The following is an 18,974-nucleotide window of genomic DNA, read 5'->3' on the forward strand; positions in this document are numbered from 1 at the left end:
CCCAATAGCTCGGGACGTGAAATGTCAGCAGCGAGCCCGCACGGTAGCTAACGCCTGGTCGCGTCCTGCACCTCGCCGACCAGCTCCTCGATGATGTCCTCCAAGAAGAGCACGCCCTTCGTGAGGCCCGACTCGGTGAAGGATCGGGCCAGGTGCGCGCCCGTGCGCCGCATCGAGGCGAGCGCATCCTCCAGGTCGGTCTTCTCGAAGATCGACGGCAGCTGACGGATGCGCTTGGCCGGGATCGGATCGTCGAACTCGTCGTCGTCGAGGTCGATCACGTCTTTCAGGTGCACGTACCCGGCCGGCAGTCCTTCACCGTCGAGCACGACGTAACGCGAGAAGCCGTACTTGGCCACCGCACGCTCCACATCGGCGGGGGTCGCCGACGCGGGCAGACTCACCAGCGACTCGAGCGGCACCGCGACCTCCGACACCGTCTTCGCGGTGAATTCGAATGCGGCCGAGAGCGTTCCGGTGCGGTCGGAGAGCACGCCCTCCCGCGTCGACTGCGCCACGATGGTCGACACCTCGTCGAGGGTGAAGGCGCTCGCCGCCTCGCTCTTGGGTTCGACCCGGAACAGCCGCAGCACCCCGTTCGCCGTGGAGTTGAGCGCCACGATGATGAACTTGAAGATGCGCGCGATTCCCACGAGCGGCGGCGCGAGCATCAGCACCGCGCGGTCGGGCATCGAGAACGAGAGGTTCTTCGGCACCATCTCGCCGAACACGACGTGCAGGAAGGACACCAGCACCAGCGTGATGATGAACGCGACGGTGCCGATCACCTCCTCCGGCAGACCGGTGAGGTGCAACGGCACCTCGAGCAGATGGTGGATGGCGGGCTCCGACACGTTCAGGATGAGCAGCGAGCACACGGTGATGCCCAACTGGCTGGTCGCCAGCATGAGCGTCGCGTGCTCCATGGCCCACAAGGCCGTCTTCGCACTCGACCGACCCTGTTCGGCGAGCGGTTCGATCTGCGAGCGGCGCGCGGAGATCACGGCGAATTCCGCCGCGACGAAGAAGGCGTTGCCGGCCAGCAGCACGACGAGCCAGACGATTCCGAGCCAATCAGCCACGGGTCGCCTCCTTCCACTCGTCGTCGCGGTCTCGGTCGGCGGTGCGCGTCTCCTCGTTCGCAAGGCGACCCCGGGCGGCGTCCTCGGCGGTCTGCTCCGAACCGTCCGGAGACGGGATGAACCGCAGCCGATCGATCCGGCGCCCGTCGAGCCGCTCCACCCGCAAGGCCCCCTCCGGGAGCGACACCGTGTCGCCCACGACGGGCAGCCGGCCGAGCTCGCTCATCACGAACCCGGCGACCGTCTCGTAGGGGCCGTCCTCGGGCACGCGGATGCCGGCCTGATCGGCCAGCTCGTCGGGCCGCAGCATGCCCGGGAACGTCGTGGCGCCACGCGAGCGCACGACACCCGCTCGGGTGCGGTCGTGCTCGTCGGCGAGGTCGCCCACCAGCTCCTCGACGAGGTCTTCGAGGGTCACCACGCCCGCGGTTCCACCGTATTCGTCGACCACGACGGCCATCTGGTAGCCCCGGCCGCGCAGTTCGCCGAGCAGCACGTCGAGCATCATCGTCTCCGGAACCCGAACCGTGTCGGTGAGGATCGCCGCGACCGGCACCTCCGCGCGCCGCTCCCGCGGGATGGCCACGGCCTGCTTCACGTGCACGAGCCCCACCACGTCGTCGATGTCCTCGTCGATGACCGGAAAACGGGAGTGGCCGGTCGAGCGCGCGAGGTCGAGCACGGCCGTGGCGGAGTCGCTGCGCTTGACGCTCGCGATCCGGGGTCGCGGGGTCATCGCATCCGATGCGGTGTGCGACGAGAACAACAGGGTGCGGTTCAGGAGGGTCGCCGTGTCCTCGTCGAGGCTGCCCTGCAGGGCCGACCGGCGCACCAGCGAGGAGAGCTCCTCGGCCGTGCGGGCGCCCGAGAGCTCCTCTTTCGGCTCGATGCCCACCAGCCGCAACAGCGCATTGGCCGTGTTGTTGAGCAGCGACACGGCGGGTTTGAACACCATCGTGAACGCCAGCTGGAAGGGCACGACGACACGTGCCGTCTGCAGGGGCAGGGCGAGGGCGAAGTTCTTCGGCACCAGTTCGCCGACGATCATCGAGAGCAGGGTGGCGATGACGATACCGATGGTGGCGCTGATCGGTGGCACCACCGACGCGGGGATGCCGATGGCTGTCAACGGGTCCCGCAGCAGGCTCGAGATGGCCGGCTCCATCGTGTAACCGGTGAGCAGCGTCGTCAGCGTGATGCCGAGCTGGGCGCTGGAGAGATGCGTCGAGGTGTGCTTCAGTGCGGTGATGGCGGGCTGCAGGCCCTTCTCCCCGCGCACGGTGCGCGCTTCGAGGTCGGAGCGGTCGAGATTGACCAGCGAGAACTCGGAGGCGACGAAGAAACCGGTGCCGACGGTCAGAAGAACGCCGACTCCCAGCATGATCAACTCAAAGGCCACGGGGGCCTCCGGAGGGGAGTCGATCGCGTTCGATCATGGTCGGCGACGGATGATGATGGGCAGAGGGAGGGTCGTCCATTGTCCGTGCGATTATACAGGGCCGGGCAGAGCGCTCACCAGCTGACCGGCAGGGCCTTCCCCTCTTCATAGCCGGCGGCCGACTGGATGCCCACGAGGGCCCGGTCGTGGAACTCCGCCAGTGTCGCGGCCCCGGCGTAGGTGAACGAGCTGCGCACCCCGGAGGTGATCATGTCGAGCAGGTCCTCGACCGAGGGCCGTAACGGGTCGAGGTAGATGCGGCTCGAGGAGATGCCCTCGGCGAACAACGTCTTGCGTGCCAACTCGTAAGGGTCGAGGCGGCCGAACCGCTCGTGCACCGCCTTCGTCGACGCCATCCCCCAGCTCTCCTTGTAGAGGCGGCCCTCGGCATCGCGGTCGAGGGTGCCCGGTGCCTCGAGCGTGCCGGCGAACCAGGAGCCGATCATCACCGCCGACGCCCCCGCCGCGAGGGCGAGTGCCACGTCACGCGGGTAGCGCACTCCCCCGTCGGCCCACACGTGAGCGCCGAGTTCGTGCGCGGCGGCCGCGGTCTCGAGCACGGCCGAGAACTGCGGACGACCGACAGCGGTCATCATGCGCGTCGTGCACATGGCGCCAGGGCCGACTCCGACCTTCAGGATGTCGGCTCCCGCGTCGACGAGATCGGCCACGGCGCGAGCGGTCACCACGTTCCCGGCTGCGATCGGGACGCCCAGCTTCGCCTGCTTGAGTGCGTGCAGTGCCCGCAGCATCCCCTCCTGATGCCCGTGCGCGGTGTCGACAACGAGCACGTCGACACCGGCGGCCACGAGCGCGCGAGCCTTGGTCACGACGTCGCCGTTGATGCCGACCGCGGCGGCCACGCGGAGCCGTCCGTCGGCATCCACCGCCGGACGGTAGATCGTGGAGCGCAACGCGCTCGTGCGGCTCAGCGTGCCCACCACCGTGCCGTGCCGCATCACCGGCGCGAAGTCGATGTCGGCCGCCACCATGGCGTCGAACGCCTCGCGCGGGCCGGCCACATCGTCGGCCGAGATCGAGGTGAGCGCACCGTGCACGAGGTCGCCGAGCTGCGCATCCGGCAGAGCGGTGGCCAGGCGCGACGCGGCGATGCATCCGACGAAGCGGCCGTCATCGTGCAGCACGATGCCGTGCCCGGGCACTGCCGGCACGGTCTTCAGCGCCACCTCGACCGTGTCGGAAGGGTGGAAGTCGAAGGGCGTGTCGAAGGCCACCGGCTGATCCTTCACCCAGCGGATGGCGGCATCGAGGTCTTGCAGATGCATGTCCTGCGGCAGCACGCCGAGACCACCGCGCCGGGCGAGGGTCGCCGCGAGCCGCGGCCCGGTGACCGAGTTCATGTTGGCGGAGACGATCGGGATCGACGCCCCCGTGCCGTCGCTCGGCGCCAGCGAGACGTCGAGCCGACTGGTGACCGCCGAGCGCGACGGGATGAGGAAGACATCGGAATACGTCAGGTCGGTTCGCCCGGCCTCGCCATAGAACTCCATGTCTCAACGCTAACCCGGGCCGGACCCCGACGTGTGATGAGCAGACCACGCTCCGGAAAGGTTTAGGCTTGACGATGCACGTGTCCACGCGTGAACAAGCAGCGCAGCAGACACCGGCACGTGCCCAGTACGAGGCAAACGGAGAGTGGGCGATCGGCTTTGGCTAGCCAATTGACGGGTACGAGCACCGATGACGGAACATCGGCGGAATTCGGAGCGAACGAGTGGCTCGTCGACGAACTGTATGAACAGTACGTCGCCGACAAGAACTCGGTCGACAAGTCGTGGTGGCCGGTGCTGGAGAGCTACCGCTCCCACGTCTCCGGCGGCAGCGGTGCTCCGGCCGAGAGCGTGACGCCCCCCGCGGCATCCGCGTCGACTCCGCCCGCCGAGGCGGTCGCCACGCCGCCCACCGCCAAGACCGAGTCGCAGCAGGTCGCCGAGGCCTCGGGCGCGGAAGCCCGCCCGCTGACCCAACCGATCGCGCGCACGACGAGCATCGAGGCCAAGCCGCAGCCGATCCCCGCCGAGGCGCCGAGCGCCCGGCCCGCGACCCCTGAGCAGGCGGCGAAAGAAGCGGCCGAAGACACCGAGAAAGACACCGTCACCCCGCTCCGCGGCATGTCGAAGTCGCTCGCGACCAACATGGACGCCAGTCTCACGGTGCCCACCGCCACGAGTGTGCGGTCCATCCCGGCGAAGCTCCTGATCGACAACCGCATCGTCATCAACAACCACCTGCGGCGCGCCCGCGGCGGCAAGGTCTCCTTCACCCACCTCATCGGATGGGCGCTGGTGCAGGCGCTCAAGGAGTTCCCGAGCCAGAACGTGTACTACGAGGAGGTCGACGGCAAGCCCTCGGTCGTCGCCCCCGCCCACATCGGCCTCGGCATCGCGATCGACCTGCCGAAGCCCGACGGCTCGCGCGCGCTCCTCGTGCCCGGCATCAAGCGCGCCGACACCATGGGCTTCAACGAGTTCCTCGCCGCCTACGAAGACCTCGTGCAGCGCGCCCGGGCCAACAAGCTCACCGCCACCGACTTCCAGGGCACCACGATCTCGCTCACCAACCCGGGCGGCATCGGCACCGTGCACTCCGTGCCGCGACTGATGAAGGGCCAGGGCGCCATCATCGGCGCCGGTGCCCTCGAATACCCGGCGGAGTTCCAGGGCGCCTCGCCGAAGGTGCTCTCCGATCTGGGCATCGGCAAGGTCATCACCCTCACCTCCACCTACGACCACCGCGTCATCCAGGGTGCCGGCTCGGGCGAATTCCTCAAGAAGGTGCACGAGCTGCTGCTCGGGGAGCGCAAGTTCTACGAGAACATCTTCGCCGAGCTGCGCATCCCCTACGAGCCGATCCACTGGGCCGCCGACATCAGCGTCGACGAGGCCAGCGCCATCGACAAGACGGCCCGCGTGCAGGAGCTCATCAACGCCTTCCGCGTGCGCGGCCACCTGATGGCCGACATCGACCCGCTGGAATACCGCCAGCGCTCGCACCCCGATCTCGACATCGCCACCCACGGCCTGACCTTCTGGGATCTCGACCGCGAGTTCGTGACGGGTGAGTTCGGTCTCACCCGCCAGGCCTACCTCCGCGACATCCTGGGCGTGCTGCGCGACTCCTACTGCCGCAAGATCGGCATCGAGTACATGCACATCCAAGATCCCGGCCAGCGCCGCTGGATCCAGGAGAAGGTGGAGCGCCCCTACGCGAAGCCCGGGCACGACGAGCAGATGCGCATCCTCGAGAAGCTCAACGAGGCCGAGGCCTTCGAGACCTTCCTGCAGACCAAGTACGTCGGCCAGAAGCGCTTCTCGCTCGAGGGCGGTGAATCCACCATCGCGCTGCTCGACCGCATCATCCAGGGTGCCGCGGAAGAGGGCCTCGACGAGGTCGCGATCGGAATGGCCCACCGCGGCCGTCTGAACGTGCTCACCAACATCGCCGGCAAGACCTATGGCCAGATCTTCCGCGAGTTCGAGGGCACGCAAGACCCGCGCACCGTGCAGGGCTCGGGCGACGTGAAGTACCACCTCGGCACCGAGGGCACCTTCACCTCCTCCGACGGCACCGAGATCCCCGTCTACCTCGCGGCGAACCCCTCGCACCTCGAGGCGGCCGACGGCGTGCTCGAAGGCATCGCCCGCGCGAAGCAGGATCGCAAGCCCATCGGCACCTTCTCGACCCTGCCCATCCTCATCCACGGTGACGCCGCCCTCGCGGGCCAGGGCGTCGTGGTGGAGACCCTGCAGATGTCGCAGCTGCGCGGCTACCGCACCGGGGGCACCATCCACGTCAACATCAACAACCAGGTGGGCTTCACGACTCCCCCGTCGGAGTCGCGTTCGTCGGTGTACTCCACCGACGTGGCGAAGACCATCCAGGCGCCGATCTTCCACGTGAACGGCGACGACCCCGAGTCGGTGGTGCGCGTGGCGCAGCTCGCGTTCGAGTACCGCCAGCAGTTCCACCGCGACGTGTTCATCGACCTCATCTGCTACCGCCGCCGCGGTCACAACGAGGGCGACGACCCGTCGATGACCCAGCCGTTGATGTACAACCTGATCGAGGCCAAGCGCTCGGTGCGCAAGCTCTACACCGAGTCGCTGGTCGGCCGTGGCGACATCACCGAGGAGGAGTACGAGGCCGCACATCGCGACTTCCAAGACCGCCTCGAGCGCGCCTTCGCCGAGACGCACGCGGCGCAGACCTCCTCGATCCCGGTCATCACGGGCGACACGAACGCGGTCGCCGACCTCGAGCGGCCCGAAGCCCAGCGTGACGACAGCTCGAAGACCCCGTTCGCCACCGCCGTGGCGGAATCGACCATCCATCTCATCGGCGACGCCTTCGACAACCCGCCCTCGGGCTTCAGCGTGCACCCGAAGCTGCAGCAGCTGCTCGCCAAGCGGCTGGAGATGAGCCGCTCGGGCAACATCGACTGGGCCTTCGGCGAGCTGCTCGCGCTCGGTTCTCTCCTCGTCGAAGGCACCCCGGTGCGTCTCGCGGGTCAGGATGCGCGACGCGGCACCTTCGTGCAGCGTCACGCGGTGCTGCACGACCGTGAGAACGGCCAGGAGTGGCTGCCGCTGGCGAACCTCGCCGACAACCAGGCGCGGTTCTGGATCTACGACTCGCTGCTCAGCGAGTACGCGGCGATGGGCTTCGAATACGGCTACTCGGTGGAGCGGCCGGACGCGCTGGTGCTCTGGGAGGCACAGTTCGGCGATTTCGCCAACGGGGCACAGACCATCATCGACGAGTTCATCTCTTCGGCCGAGCAGAAGTGGGGCCAGCGCTCCTCCCTCGTGCTGCTGCTGCCGCACGGCTACGAGGGCCAGGGGCCGGACCACTCCTCCGCCCGCATCGAGCGCTACCTGCAGATGTGCGCCGAAGACAACATGACGGTCGCACGGCCCTCCACGCCGGCCTCCTACTTCCACCTGCTGCGTCGTCAGGCGTATGCCCGCCCCCGCCGGCCGCTCATCGTCTTCACCCCGAAGGCCATGCTCCGGTTGCGCGGCGCCACCAGCTCGGTGGCCGACCTCACCGCGGGCCGCTTCGAGCCCGTGATCGATGACGCGCGCATCACCGACAAGAACGCCGTGACGAAGCTGCTGCTGCACTCGGGCAAGGTCTACTACGACCTCGCCAGCGAGCTGCAGAAGAACCCCGACGATTCGATCGCCCTGGTGCGGGTGGAACAGTTCTACCCGCTTCCGCTCGAGGAGATCAACGCCGTCATCGCCCAGTATCCCAACGCCGAACTGGTGTGGGTGCAGGACGAGCCGCAGAACCAGGGCGCGTGGCCCTTCATCTGCACCGAGCTGGCCCGCCGCCTCGACGGCCGCACGATCTCGGTCGTCTCCCGTCCGGCAGCGGCGTCACCGGCAGCCGGTTCGGCGAAGCGTCACGCCGTGGAGCAGAGCGACCTCATCGCCCGGGCGGTCGCGCACTAAGTCCCATCGCGTCACATCCTGCCCTATACTGACTAATGCTCGACTCTGAGCATTAGTCAGTAGGGAAGGAAGATCGATGGTGAACTGCACGGGCGTCATCGTGCGCCGCCTTGTTGCCGCGGCTGCCGTGGTCGTCGCCATCGGCTCCACGGCCGGATGCGCCGCAGACGACGGGGGCAGCCAGAGCGTGTTCGCCGTCTCGGTCGGCGACTGTCTGAACGATGCCGGCCAGAGCGGCAACGTCGACTCGGTCCCCGTGGTCGACTGCGCCGAACCGCACGACTCCGAGGTGTACTACGAGTTCGACGCCACGGGCGAGATGTATCCGAGCGACGACGATCTGGCCGCTCAGGCCGACGAGGGGTGCCGTGCAGCCTTCGCCGACTTCGTCGGCATCGCGTACGGTGAATCCCACTACCAATACGCCACCTACACGCCGCTGCTGGCGTCATGGTACGACGACGGCGGCAAGGAGATCAGCTGCGTGATCTTCGATCCCGATGGCCAGACCACCGGTTCGCTCGAGGCGATCGGCGCCTAGAGAACCTGCAGGCCGCGAAGCCGCGCCATCAGCTGGTCGCGGAGCTCCTCGGGGGCGGTCTCCTTGCAGGCGCGCTGCACCGTCTGGGTGAGCACGATGCCGATGTGGAGCTCGGACTGGCAGCCCTCGCAGGTCTCCAGGTGTGCCCGGATCTCCGACGCATCCGTTCGGCAGATCTCGTTGCGCAGATACTCTTCGAGTTCTGCCCGTGCCTTGTCGCAGCCGCAGTCAGTCATTTCTTGCTCCCTTTGACAGAGGCGGTGGCCAGGCCGCGCTCCCGTGCGTAATCGGTCAACAGACCCCGCAGCAGTCGCCGGCCACGATGCAGGCGACTCATGACCGTTCCCACCGGGGTCTTCATGATGTCGGCTATCTCCTGGTAGGAGAAGCCTTCGACGTCGGCCAGGTAGACGGCCAGACGGAAGTCTTCGGGAATCGACTGCAACGCTTCTTTGACGTCGCTGTCGGGCAGGTGATCGATCGCTTCGGCCTCGGCCGAACGGCTGGAGAGGCTGGCGGTGGCCGACTCGGCCGTTCCGAGCTGCCAATCCTCCATGTCGCTCGTCGAGCCCTGGTAGGGATCGCGCTGCTTCTTGCGGTAGGTGTTGATGAACGTGTTCGTGAGGATGCGGTAGAGCCAGGCCTTGAGGTTGGTGCCCTGCTCGAACTGCGCGAACGCCGCGAAAGCCTTCACGAAGGTCTCTTGCACGAGATCTTGAGCGTCACTGGGGTTACGGGTCATACGCAGCGCCGCGCCGTACAACTGATCGAGGAACGGGATTGCCTGCTCTTCGAAGAGGGCGCGCGGGTCGGGGGTGGGTGTGCTCATCACGCCCAAGTCTACGACCGGGGTCACCGGTTCGACCCCGAACGAGAGTTCGACGGGATTCGTGAGCACTGCAGTCGCCACCACGCGTATGACCTCCAGGAGTTTTCTCTGCCGACTACTCTGATAACCGATGCCTGTTTCGAGATATTCCAAGCCGGAGTTCAACCCCTACGGCGACGACGCGCCCCAGACCGCGGAGGAGCACTGGCCGGCGCCGCGTGCCTCCGCGCCCATCGACGCCGTGGTTTCGCTCCCGGGGTCGAAGTCGCTCACCAATCGTGAACTCGTGCTCTCGGCCCTCGCCGACTCCCCATCGCTCCTGCGCGCGCCGCTGCACTCCCGCGACAGCGACCTGATGGTCGAAGCCCTGCGCTCGCTCGGCACCACGATCACGCGGGTCGACGGATCGGGCCGCTTCGGCCCCGACCTCGCCATCACCCCGGCCGAGGAGCTGCTCGGCAGCACGACGATCGACTGCGGTCTGGCCGGAACAGTGATGCGCTTCTTGCCCCCGGTCGCGGCCCTCGCCCTCGGCCCCACCACCTTCGACGGCGACGAGGGCGCGCGACGCCGCCCGATGGCCACCACGATCACGTCTCTGCGCGCCCTGGGCGTCGACATCGGCGACGACGGGCGCGCCGCTCTCCCCTTCACCGTGCACGGCACCGGACGGGTCGCCGGCGGTGCGCTCACCATCGACGCCTCGGCCTCGAGCCAGTTCGTCAGCGGTCTGCTGCTCGCGGCGGCCCGCTTCGACGACGGTCTCGAGCTCCAGCATTCCGGGTCGCGTCTGCCGAGCCAGCCGCACATCGAGATGACGATCGCTGCGCTCCGCGCCCGCGGCGTCGAGGTGTCCGTCGGTGCCGCTGGTGACAGCTGGACCGTGCGCCCCGGCCGGATCGCCGGTGCCGAGGTCGCGATCGAGCCCGACCTCTCCAATGCCGCGCCGTTCCTCGCGGCGGCCGTCGTCACCGGCGGACGCGTGACGATCACCGGGTGGCCAGATGCGACGACTCAGGTCGGCGCCGATCTCGCCGAGATCCTCCCCCTCTTCGGCGCCACCGTGGAGCGTGACGGCGACCGTCTCACGGTCACGGGCGGCGACACCGTCCGCGGCGTCACCCTCGACCTCAGCACCGGCGGGGAACTCGCGCCCACCGTCGTCGCGCTCGCCGCGCTGGCCGACGGGCCGAGCGAGATCACCGGGATCGGGCACATCCGGCACCACGAGACCGACCGGCTCGCGGCGCTCGCCACCGAGATCAACCGGCTCGGCGGCGATGTCACCGAACTCCCCGACGGGCTCGCCATCACGCCCCGCCCACTGCACGGCGGCGTCTGGTCGAGCTATGCCGACCACCGGATGGCCACAGCCGGCGCGGTGATCGGCCTCGCGACCGACGGCGTGCTCGTCCACGACATCGGCACCACGTCGAAGACCCTGCCCGAGTTCCCGGAACTCTGGCGCAGCATGCTCACGGGTGGCGCATGAGCTGGTGGGCCGACGACGACGAGGATGACGACGACGACTTCGACGAGTCGTCCATCCGGGTCCGCCCGAATCCCAAGGGCAACCGCCCACGCACGAAGACGCGACCGGAGCACAAGGACGCGGTGGCCGGTCGCATCATGACGGTCGACCGGGGCCGCTTCTCGGTGTTGATCGATCAGGACACCCCCGAGGAACGGGAGATCACCGCCTCGCGCGCTCGCGAACTGGGGCGCACAGCGATCGTCACGGGAGACTGGGTCGATCTGGTCGGGGACACCTCCGGCGACGAGGGCACACTCTCCCGCGTCGTGCGCGTGCACGAGCGCAGCACGCTGCTCCGGCGAAGCGCCGACGATTCCGACGCGGTCGAACGCGTCATCGTGGCGAACGCCGATCAGATGCTGATCGTGGTCGCGGCAGCGAACCCCGAACCGCGCGCCCGCCTGATCGATCGCTACCTCGTTGCGGCTTTCGACGCGGGGATCACGCCGATCCTCTGCATCACGAAGACCGACCTGGCCGACCCGGCACCGCTGCTGTCCGAATTCGACGCCCTCGACCTCCGGGTCGTCACGTTGTCGCAGAACGACGTGCCGGTGGAGGAGCTGACCGACCTGCTGGTCGGCCACACCACGGTGACGGTCGGTCACTCGGGCGTGGGCAAGTCGACGTTGGTGAACGTGCTGGTGCCGAGCGCCGAACGGGCCACCGGGGTCGTCAACACCGTGACCGGGCGCGGCCGTCACACCTCCTCCTCGACCATCTGTCTCCGGTTGCGCGCCGCTGACGGGCGCACGGGCTGGATCATCGACACCCCGGGCGTCCGGTCGTTCGGCCTCGGACACGTCGATCCGGCGAACATCCTCAAGTCGTTCGCGGCCACCGCGCGTGTGCCCGAGGGGGAGCCTCCGGGCGGCATCCCGCTCACCGAGGCGCACGACTGGGAGATCATCGATCGCGTCGAAGCGGGTGAGCTCGGCGAGAGCGGCAAGGCGCGCATCGAATCGTTGCGCAAACTCATCGAGCACACTGCCTGAGCGGGCACCGGGTGCGACCACGAGGGCGGGATCTCGACGACCTGGCCCGCTAGCCTGGACGCGTGACCTCGAACGCCCCAGCCGCACCGCCCGTATCCGCGTCGCCTGCCGACCTCGCCCTCGCCCTGCGTCTCGCCGATCTGGCCGACGCCATCTCGCGCGAACGCTTCCGCGCCACCGACCTCACGGTCGTGACGAAGCCCGACCGCACGCCGGTGACGGATGCGGATCGCGCCGTCGAGCAGGCCATCCGCACCGAATTGACTGCCCAGCGGCCCGGCGACTCGATCTTCGGTGAGGAGTTCGGGACGGCCGGCGAGTCGTCGCGGCAATGGATCCTCGATCCGATCGACGGCACGGCCAACTTCATGCGCGGCGTGCCCGTCTGGGCGACCCTCATCTCCCTCGCCGTCGACGGAGTGCCGGTGGTGGGCGTGGTGAGCTCGCCCGCACTCGGCCGCCGGTGGTGGGGAGCCACCGGACTGGGCGCCTACACGACGGATGCGCTCGACGACCGCACCGGAGCACCCCGGCCCATCCACGTCTCCGGCATCGGACGACTCGCTGACGCCTCCCTCAGCTACAACAGCTTCAAAGGCTGGGACGAAGAAGGCCGACTCGACCAGCTCACCGCGCTCGCCCGCGCCGTATGGCGCACCCGGGCCTACGGGGAGATGTGGTCGTACATGATGGTCGCGGAAGGGCAACTCGAGATCGCGGCCGAGTTCGACCTGAAGCCCTATGACATGGCAGCACTGGTTCCGATCGTGCAAGAAGCCGGCGGTCGCTTCAGCTCGGCCGATGGCGAGGACGGTCCGTGGGGCGGAAGTGCTCTGGCGACGAACGGGCTGCTCCACGACGACGTCATCGCCCTCATCTCCGGTCGACGTGCGTCGAATTGACCCCTCCACCGAATGCCCCCCATAATGGTGACTCAGGGGCGTTCACAGGCTCCTCACAGGCGAATCACACCCTCACCCACGGAGACCTCATGGCGACTTCTTCCCGTACATCCGGCATTTCCTTGAAGGCCACCCTCACCGCTGCGGCGGTTCTCGCGTTCGGCCTCACGCTCTCGGGCTGCACCGCACTGTTCCCGAGCTCGGCGCCGCCCGCGACCGACTCACAGACCGGCGAGGAGATCGAACAGACCGACACCGACGTCTTCACCCTCTCCGTCGGTCAGTGTCTGAACGACACCGACGGAACCGAGGTGACGGAGGTGCCGATCGTCGACTGCGCCAACGAGCACGACTTCGAGGTCTACGGCGAGTTCGAGATCGCGGGCGACGAGTTCCCCGGCGACGACGTCATCGACGAACAGGCCGATGCCCAGTGCCTCGACCTGTTCCAGCCCTTCGTCGGCATCTCCTATGACGACTCCGTCTACGGCTACACCTACTTCACTCCCACCGAAGGCTCCTGGACCGACGGCGACGACCGACTGGTCTCGTGCCTCATCGGCATGCCCGACGGGAAAGTCGTGGGCAGCCTCCAGGGAGTGGCCAAGTAGCCACCCCCTCGGGGCGCCGCAGCCGCGTCAGAACGTGGCCGCGAAGCTGCCCATCACGTGTTCGATGGCCGGGAGATCGGCATCACTCGCGATGGCGACCGTGACCACGAGCACGTAGCTCTGATCGTCGGGGTAGGCCACCACGATCACGTAGTCACTCTGCCCGCCGCATTGCGAGAAGTACTGGTACTGCCCCTCGTAGACGCCGTCGGAGTAGGCGTCAGCGCTCGCCGGCGTGCACTGGGCGGTCAGACCCGCGTAGGAGTCGAAGATGGCCTGCGGCGTCAGGTCGTCGGCCATCTCGGCCGCCGACACCGTGACTCCGGAGGTGCCCCACGACTCCGAGAACTGCTGCAGGTTCGTGCTCGCCCGCACGTCGATGAACTGGTGGCCGCCGATCCCCTCGAAGGGGGCCCCGTCGACGTCGGTCCAGTCGGCGGGCACCTCGACGCTCAGCACGCCGGAATCGTCGCCGACCGTGACGTACTGCCGGTCGTCGGCACCTCCGCCGGTGTGGGCGCCGATGCCGGGCACGGTGACCGCCGCCAGCTCCTTGCCGTTGAACTGGCCCCGATAGAACGTGTCCTCGGACGGACGGTAGACGTCGACGTCGATCGTTCCGTCGACGCCCTGCGTCTTGATCACGTCGCAGTACTCCTCGAGCGACCCGTCGGCGGCGAGCGTCGTGCCCGCCATCCGCGTCAGCACATCTCCCGGCAGGATGCCCGCCGCGTCGGCCGGCGAGCCGGCCTTCACCGAGCTGACCCAGACACCGAGCGGTGCGCCGTCGTCGTCGAGCGGAAGCGCTTGCGCGTTGACTCCGAGACTCAGCACGTCTTCTCCGGCCATCAGCTTCTTCAGCACTTTCTGCGCCTCGTCGCGATGGATGGCGAAGTTCGAGTCGAGCTCGGCGACGCTGGCGTAGTTCACACCCACGACCTGACCGCTGGCGTTCACCAGCGGGCCTCCGGAATTGCCGGGCCGGATCTTCGCATCGTGCTCGACGATGTGGTCGATCGAGGCCCAGGCGGTCTGCCCGGCCGTGTCGTTCTTCGACACGATGCCCTTGGTGAGTGTGAACTCCGGGTCACCGAGCGGAAAACCGGCGGCGTAGACCTCTTCACCGGTGGTGATGTCGCCCTTCTGCCAGTCGAGGAAGGGGAACCCCGTTCCGTCGACCTTGATCACCGCGAGATCGAGGCACTCCGACGAGCCGAGGATCTCGGCGCTGTACTCCTCATCGCCACCACCGACATGCACCTTCGTGGTGCCGGCGCCTGCCACGACGTGGTTGTTCGTGAGCGCCAGTCCGTCGGCCGAGATGAAGAACCCCGATCCGAGCCCCGCCTCCTCGGAGGTCTGCCCGTCGTCGGGGTTCGCGAACGTTCCCTCCGACTCGATCTGGATGGTAGCGGACTGCACGCCGTCGAAGCCGGCAGCACCGCCCGCTCCGCCGCCCCCACCGCCGGCGCAGCCGGCGAGCGTTCCCGTTGCGAGAAGGACGGACGCGGCGACGGCCGCGCGGATCGGAACGGATCGGCTCATGGTCTCTCTTTCGACAGGTCGTTGCTGAGCGCTGCTCAGCTATCGCACCATCTTACAGAGAAACGAGTATTTGTCAGCCTTGTCGGGTGAGTGTGCCGATCGAGGTTCCCGTGTCGTCGACAACCACGGCGGTGCGGCCGTCGAGCGTCAGCCCCACGGCCTTCGAGAGCCAGGTGTCGACGCCTTCGCAGTACATCATCGTCGACGCCAGACCGGAGAGCACGATCGAGCCGCCGGCGCCCGCGCTCCAGGAGCCCATCAGGTTGTTGCACCCGTCTTTACCGGTGACCTTGCCGTCGGTGAAGGTGAGGAAGACCTCGGCGCCCTGCTGCGCATCCGACGACCAGGTGCCGATGACGCTTCCCGCGGCATCGGGCACCGTCCCTTCCGGTGCGGGGACGAGCGTGACGACGGCCGCTCCGTCGGAGTCGGTGAGCAGAAGAGAGTCGCCGTCGATGAGCGCGAGGACCGCGCCCGTGAGCATCTTCGGCAGAGCGGCGCCGTCGCAGGCGATCAGCGTGCTCATGCCGGCCGACACCGTCAGCGACCCGTCGGCCGCCACGGCCCATTCGCCCTCGACGCCGTTGCACCCGTCGGAGCCGGTCCACGTGCCGTCGTCGGCGAAGTCGAGGAAGGGCACGTCCGGAGAGTCATAGCTCTCCTCCGTCACCCAGGCGCCCACGAGGTCGGTCGCGGTCGCCGGATCGGCTTCGGCCGCGCCGGCGGTGGACGAGGGCGTCGAGGAGCCGGATGCGCAGGCGCTGAGCGCCAGCACCACGGCGAGGCCGATGGCCCCCAGACCCAGATTCGTGGCTGCACCGAGCTTCATCTCGATCACTCCCGTTTCGCTGTGTGCCGGTCGGAGGACCGGATCTGGCTCCACGGTAACAACGGCAGATAACGCGGAGGACACGTTCTGCCGGGAATCAGCTGACGTTCAGAGGCTGTCCAACGGCACATCCGGATCGATGAGGGCAGCACGGTCGACGACGTTCCCGCGGCGGATGACGCCCTGCACCGCCTCGTTGACGTCCCAGACGTTCACGTTCATGCCGGCGACCACCTTGCCGTCGGCCAGCCAGAAGGCGATGAACGCGCGCGCATCCTTGTCGCCGCGGTACACCACCTCGGCGTGCCGGGCGAGCGGCCCGAAGCCGGAGTACTCCATGCCGAGGTCGAACTGGTCGGTGTAGAAGTAGGGGATGTCGTCGTAGACGACGTCGAGCCCCAGCATCGAGCGCGCCGCCACAGCCCCGCCGTTCAAGGCGTTGGCCCAGTGCTCGCTGCGCAGGCGGAGGCCCACGAGCGGATGCCAGGCGTCGGCGATGTCGCCCGCCGCGACGATGTGGGGGTCGCTCGAGCGAAGATGCTCGTCGACGGCGACACCCGTGGTGAGCTCGAGCCCCGCCGTCTCCGCCAGCTCGAGGTTGGGTGCGGCGCCGATGCCGAGCACCACGAGATCGGCGGGCAGCACGGTGCCGTCGGCCAGTTCGACTCCGGTCACGGCGCCGCCGGCTCCGACGAGTCGCGCCACCGCGGCGTTGGTGCGCAGCTCGACCCCGTTGTCGACGTGCAACTGCGCGAACACGCCGCCGAGCTCCGCGCCCAGGGCAGCGGCCAGCGGCACGGCTCCCCGCACCACGACCGTCACGTCGTTGCCGAGGGTGCGCGCCGTGGCCGCGACCTCCAAGCCGATCCAGCCCGCTCCGATCGAGACCACACGCCGGCCGCCGCCGGCCAGGAGGCCCCGGAGCGTCTCCGCGTCGTCGAGCGTGCGAAGCAGGTGCACCCCGTCGAGATCGATGCCATCGAACTCCGGACGGCGCGGATGCGACCCCGTCGCGAGCAGCAGCTCGGAGTACCGCAGCTCGCTGCCGTCGTCGAGCGCCACGAGGTGGTCGATCGGATCGACGCTCAGCGCACGCACGCCCGTGAGCAGTTCCACGTCGTGGTCGGCGTACCACTCCGGCTTCTCGACGAACACGCTGTCGCGATCGGCCGCGCCGCTCAGGAACTCCTTCGAGAGCGGTGGCCGGATGTACGGATGGTGCTCCTCCAGGCCGACGAGCACGACCCGCCCGTCGAATCCCTCCTCCCGGAGCGTCTTGGCGGCGGTCGCGCCCGCGAGGGCCGCGCCGACGATCACGAAGCTCTGCTGGGCATCCGTCATGCTTCTTCCTTTCGGAGACGACCTGCCCAGCGTACGCTCCGCGATATCGACGCGCGAAGTACCCGGGCACTCATGGGAATCCCGGGCTGACGCGGCCTTAGGCTGGAGGGGATGCGACTCCTCCTGATCAGACACGGCCAGACCATCGACAACGTGCGCGGCGCCCTCGGCACCGTGGTGCCCGGACCGGGACTCACCGAGCTCGGGCGCGAACAGGCCGCCGCCGTTCCGGCCGCACTCGCCGGCGAGGAGATCGAGGCGATCTTCGTCTCCACGATGCTCCGCACACAGCAGACGGCCGCGCCGTTGGCAGAGGCGCTGGGTCTGGAACCGACCGTGCTCGAGGGCCTCCAGGAGATCGACGCGGGTTCGCTCGAGGGCCGCTCCGACGAGGAGGCGATCCACACCTACACGGGCACGATCTTCACCTGGTGGACGGATTTCTCCGCACGCATCCCCGAGGGCGAGAACGGAACCGAGTTCTACGAGCGCTACGACGGCGTGATCAGCGCCCTGAGCGAGCGCTACGAGGGCACGATCGCGGTCGTCAGCCACGGCGCCGCCATCCGCACCTGGGCCTCCTGGTCGTCGACGAACCTCGACGCGGAGTTCAGCCGCGCGCATCCGCTCGAGAACACCGGCGTCGTCACCCTCGAAGGCTCGGCGGCGGAGGGGTGGATCTGCACCCACTGGCAGGGCACACCGCTCGGCGGTCTGGCGCTGGAAGACGCGTCGGCCCCGGACCCCACGGGCGAAGCGCTCGGCTGAGTCCGGCTGAGCTAAGCTCGGCGCAGGTGCGAGCGCCGGCAGGGGGCCGGGTCGCAGAACGGACGAACCGATGACCGAGCACCGCGAATCCGACATCCGATCCCGGTCGCTCAGCCGCCGGGGCCTTCTGACGGCAGGCGCGTGGGGCGTGCCGGTGGTCGCGCTGGCCGTGGCGTCGCCCGCGGCAGCCGCGAGCGGCAGCGACCCCGTGTTGACTCCCTATGGCCCGGTCGAGGTCGACTCGCACACGCAGGTGTTCGGGCTCTCGCTCTCGAACCTGCCCGGGCTGCCGCCGAGCGAGGAGGGCCAGTACGACGGCGTCATGCTCGACTTCTGCCTGCCCGAGGGCCTCGCCGTGCTCGCCGTGAGCCCCGGCTGGGCCTTCGCCGGCGCAGTCGACAACGTCTACGAAGGCGGCGACTGTTATGTCTGGAACACGGGCGCGATCGAAGCCGGAACGACGTCGGTCGAGGTGACCGTGGGCCTCGACCCCGCCCTGGAGTCGCTCGAGGGAATCCTCGGGGCCGACTGCAGCATCGCCTACGACTACCTGTCGATCGTGTCGTGGAACTACCTCTACGGCACGTCGAGCGGCATCGTTCTGCCGAACTGTGCTGCCCCGAACGCACGCGGCTGACCCAACGAACGTGCACCAGTGACCGGTGGTGGAGATGGGGGGAATTGAACCCCCGTCCATCGCTGTGATTCTGCGCCTTCTACGGGCGTAGCCTGTGCAGACGTTCTACTCGGCTCCGACCTTTGCCACAGGCACCTAGGTCGACGAGCCCAGTCTCAGTGCAAGTCCCGCGTGGCCCTGAGGCTCAACCACGCAGCAATCTCTCTAGATAATGCCGGAACCCGGGTAGAGAGCATTCCCGGACCGACAGTTGCTATTTAGCTAGGAAGGAAGTCCTACGCCGCAAGGGCGAAGGAGGCCTTCTTGGCCGCAACAGTGCTGTTTGAATTGGCACTTATATTTTGCGGAGGGCGTTAACGAGATAACCCCGCATCCTCGACCCGCTTCTCGCAGTTTCGCAGGCGATGTCGAAACCGATCATCCCCTCGATGGGTCACTGGTGCAC

16 protein-coding genes and 1 other RNA gene are annotated in these 18,974 nt (G+C 68.2%); 8 read left to right on the plus strand and 9 right to left on the minus strand.

Annotated features, from left to right (window positions below; translation table 11 throughout):
- Positions 1 to 47 precede the first annotated feature (47 nt).
- The 3 genes from BLW00_RS10650 to guaB1 form a co-directional block, all read right to left on the minus strand.
- The gene (locus tag BLW00_RS10650; protein ID WP_092553554.1) at positions 48 to 1,082 is read right to left on the minus strand and encodes a hemolysin family protein; all 1,035 of its coding nucleotides are present in this window, start codon (positions 1,080 to 1,082) and stop codon (positions 48 to 50) included.
- The gene (locus tag BLW00_RS10655; RefSeq protein WP_092554667.1) at positions 1,075 to 2,463 is read right to left on the minus strand and encodes a hemolysin family protein; all 1,389 of its coding nucleotides are present in this window, start codon (positions 2,461 to 2,463) and stop codon (positions 1,075 to 1,077) included. The genes BLW00_RS10650 and BLW00_RS10655 overlap by 8 nt, the downstream gene beginning before the upstream one ends.
- A 131-nt stretch (positions 2,464 to 2,594) precedes the next feature.
- Positions 2,595 to 4,031, minus strand: a complete 1,437-nt coding sequence (gene guaB1 / locus BLW00_RS10660; RefSeq protein WP_092553557.1) for a GMP reductase — start codon at positions 4,029 to 4,031, stop codon at positions 2,595 to 2,597.
- Positions 4,032 to 4,202: 171 nt separating this feature from the next.
- Here guaB1 and BLW00_RS10665 point away from each other — a divergent pair, with 171 nt between their 5' ends.
- Together BLW00_RS10665 and BLW00_RS10670 are read left to right on the plus strand one after the other, a co-directional pair.
- Positions 4,203 to 7,997 carry a multifunctional oxoglutarate decarboxylase/oxoglutarate dehydrogenase thiamine pyrophosphate-binding subunit/dihydrolipoyllysine-residue succinyltransferase subunit gene (locus BLW00_RS10665; protein WP_407650963.1) on the plus strand — a complete coding sequence of 1,265 codons (3,795 nt, stop codon included), beginning with the start codon at positions 4,203 to 4,205 and terminating at the stop codon, positions 7,995 to 7,997.
- A gap of 76 nt (positions 7,998 to 8,073) precedes the next feature.
- The gene (locus BLW00_RS10670) at positions 8,074 to 8,538 is read left to right on the plus strand and encodes a septum formation family protein (RefSeq protein WP_092553563.1); all 465 of its coding nucleotides are present in this window, start codon (positions 8,074 to 8,076) and stop codon (positions 8,536 to 8,538) included.
- Here the strand turns inward: BLW00_RS10670 and BLW00_RS10675 are convergent.
- Positions 8,535 to 8,774: a zf-HC2 domain-containing protein gene (locus BLW00_RS10675; protein ID WP_092553566.1), complete on the minus strand. Its 240-nt coding sequence runs from the start codon at positions 8,772 to 8,774 to the stop codon at positions 8,535 to 8,537. The genes BLW00_RS10670 and BLW00_RS10675 overlap by 4 nt on opposite strands.
- The gene (locus tag BLW00_RS10680) at positions 8,771 to 9,367 is read right to left on the minus strand and encodes a sigma-70 family RNA polymerase sigma factor (RefSeq protein ID WP_092554669.1); all 597 of its coding nucleotides are present in this window, start codon (positions 9,365 to 9,367) and stop codon (positions 8,771 to 8,773) included. The genes BLW00_RS10675 and BLW00_RS10680 overlap by 4 nt, the downstream gene beginning before the upstream one ends.
- A gap of 130 nt (positions 9,368 to 9,497) precedes the next feature.
- Between BLW00_RS10680 and aroA the strand changes: the two genes are divergently transcribed.
- From aroA to BLW00_RS10700, 4 genes are all read left to right on the plus strand, one after another.
- Positions 9,498 to 10,859 (plus strand): 3-phosphoshikimate 1-carboxyvinyltransferase, encoded by a 1,362-nt coding sequence (gene aroA, locus BLW00_RS10685; RefSeq protein ID WP_092553569.1) that lies wholly within the window; start codon positions 9,498 to 9,500, stop codon positions 10,857 to 10,859.
- On the plus strand, positions 10,856 to 11,896 hold the full coding sequence (rsgA, locus tag BLW00_RS10690) for a ribosome small subunit-dependent GTPase A (RefSeq protein ID WP_092553572.1): 1,041 nt from the start codon (positions 10,856 to 10,858) through the stop codon (positions 11,894 to 11,896). Before aroA ends, rsgA begins: the two co-directional genes overlap by 4 nt.
- Positions 11,897 to 11,958: 62 nt before the next feature.
- Positions 11,959 to 12,798: an inositol monophosphatase family protein gene (locus BLW00_RS10695; RefSeq protein ID WP_092553575.1), complete on the plus strand. Its 840-nt coding sequence runs from the start codon at positions 11,959 to 11,961 to the stop codon at positions 12,796 to 12,798.
- Between the two features lie 89 nt (positions 12,799 to 12,887).
- On the plus strand, positions 12,888 to 13,409 hold the full coding sequence (locus tag BLW00_RS10700; RefSeq protein ID WP_092553578.1) for a septum formation family protein: 522 nt from the start codon (positions 12,888 to 12,890) through the stop codon (positions 13,407 to 13,409).
- A gap of 27 nt (positions 13,410 to 13,436) precedes the next feature.
- Here BLW00_RS10700 and BLW00_RS10705 read toward each other — a convergent pair whose 3' ends face one another.
- The 3 genes from BLW00_RS10705 to BLW00_RS10715 all read right to left on the minus strand — a co-directional run bounded on the left by BLW00_RS10705 (position 13,437) and on the right by BLW00_RS10715 (position 17,124).
- Complete coding sequence (locus BLW00_RS10705; protein WP_092553581.1) at positions 13,437 to 14,954, minus strand: S1C family serine protease; 1,518 nt, start codon at positions 14,952 to 14,954, stop codon at positions 13,437 to 13,439.
- Between the two features lie 73 nt (positions 14,955 to 15,027).
- Entirely contained in the window at positions 15,028 to 15,783 is a 756-nt protein-coding gene (locus BLW00_RS24020; RefSeq protein WP_245741561.1) for an META domain-containing protein, read from the minus strand.
- 108 nt (positions 15,784 to 15,891) lie between these two features.
- On the minus strand, positions 15,892 to 17,124 hold the full coding sequence (locus BLW00_RS10715; RefSeq protein ID WP_092553584.1) for an NAD(P)/FAD-dependent oxidoreductase: 1,233 nt from the start codon (positions 17,122 to 17,124) through the stop codon (positions 15,892 to 15,894).
- A 111-nt stretch (positions 17,125 to 17,235) separates the two neighbouring features.
- Here BLW00_RS10715 and BLW00_RS10720 point away from each other — a divergent pair, with 111 nt between their 5' ends.
- Together BLW00_RS10720 and BLW00_RS10725 are read left to right on the plus strand one after the other, a co-directional pair.
- Positions 17,236 to 17,892 (plus strand): histidine phosphatase family protein, encoded by a 657-nt coding sequence (locus BLW00_RS10720; RefSeq protein ID WP_092553587.1) that lies wholly within the window; start codon positions 17,236 to 17,238, stop codon positions 17,890 to 17,892.
- A gap of 70 nt (positions 17,893 to 17,962) precedes the next feature.
- On the plus strand, positions 17,963 to 18,529 hold the full coding sequence (locus BLW00_RS10725; RefSeq protein WP_092553590.1) for a hypothetical protein: 567 nt from the start codon (positions 17,963 to 17,965) through the stop codon (positions 18,527 to 18,529).
- Positions 18,530 to 18,555: 26 nt separating this feature from the next.
- On the opposite strand, the gene ssrA is transcribed toward BLW00_RS10725, so the two are convergent.
- Positions 18,556 to 18,954: a transfer-messenger RNA gene (gene ssrA / locus BLW00_RS10730) on the minus strand.
- Between the last annotated feature and the right edge of the window lie 20 nt (positions 18,955 to 18,974).

Origin of the sequence: Herbiconiux ginsengi (assembly GCF_900107435.1) — a bacterium.
Lineage (GTDB): Bacteria > Actinomycetota > Actinomycetes > Actinomycetales > Microbacteriaceae > Herbiconiux > Herbiconiux ginsengi.

Excerpts from the sequence above, each read along its gene's own strand:
- BLW00_RS24020 (WP_245741561.1), bottom strand. The coding sequence starts at position 15,783 with ATGAAGCTCGGTGCAGCCACGAATCTGGGTCTGGGGGCCATCGGCCTC.
- BLW00_RS10675 (WP_092553566.1), bottom strand. The coding sequence starts at position 8,774 with ATGACTGACTGCGGCTGCGACAAGGCACGGGCAGAACTCGAAGAGTAT.
- guaB1 (WP_092553557.1), bottom strand. The coding sequence starts at position 4,031 with ATGGAGTTCTATGGCGAGGCCGGGCGAACCGACCTGACGTATTCCGAT.
- BLW00_RS10655 (WP_092554667.1), bottom strand. The coding sequence starts at position 2,463 with ATGCTGGGAGTCGGCGTTCTTCTGACCGTCGGCACCGGTTTCTTCGTC.
- aroA (WP_092553569.1), top strand. The coding sequence starts at position 9,498 with ATGCCTGTTTCGAGATATTCCAAGCCGGAGTTCAACCCCTACGGCGAC.
- BLW00_RS10725 (WP_092553590.1), top strand. The coding sequence starts at position 17,963 with ATGACCGAGCACCGCGAATCCGACATCCGATCCCGGTCGCTCAGCCGC.
- BLW00_RS10715 (WP_092553584.1), bottom strand. The coding sequence starts at position 17,124 with ATGACGGATGCCCAGCAGAGCTTCGTGATCGTCGGCGCGGCCCTCGCG.
- BLW00_RS10680 (WP_092554669.1), bottom strand. The coding sequence starts at position 9,367 with ATGAGCACACCCACCCCCGACCCGCGCGCCCTCTTCGAAGAGCAGGCA.
- BLW00_RS10705 (WP_092553581.1), bottom strand. The coding sequence starts at position 14,954 with ATGAGCCGATCCGTTCCGATCCGCGCGGCCGTCGCCGCGTCCGTCCTT.
- BLW00_RS10670 (WP_092553563.1), top strand. The coding sequence starts at position 8,074 with ATGGTGAACTGCACGGGCGTCATCGTGCGCCGCCTTGTTGCCGCGGCT.
- BLW00_RS10700 (WP_092553578.1), top strand. The coding sequence starts at position 12,888 with ATGGCGACTTCTTCCCGTACATCCGGCATTTCCTTGAAGGCCACCCTC.
- rsgA (WP_092553572.1), top strand. The coding sequence starts at position 10,856 with ATGAGCTGGTGGGCCGACGACGACGAGGATGACGACGACGACTTCGAC.
- BLW00_RS10720 (WP_092553587.1), top strand. The coding sequence starts at position 17,236 with ATGCGACTCCTCCTGATCAGACACGGCCAGACCATCGACAACGTGCGC.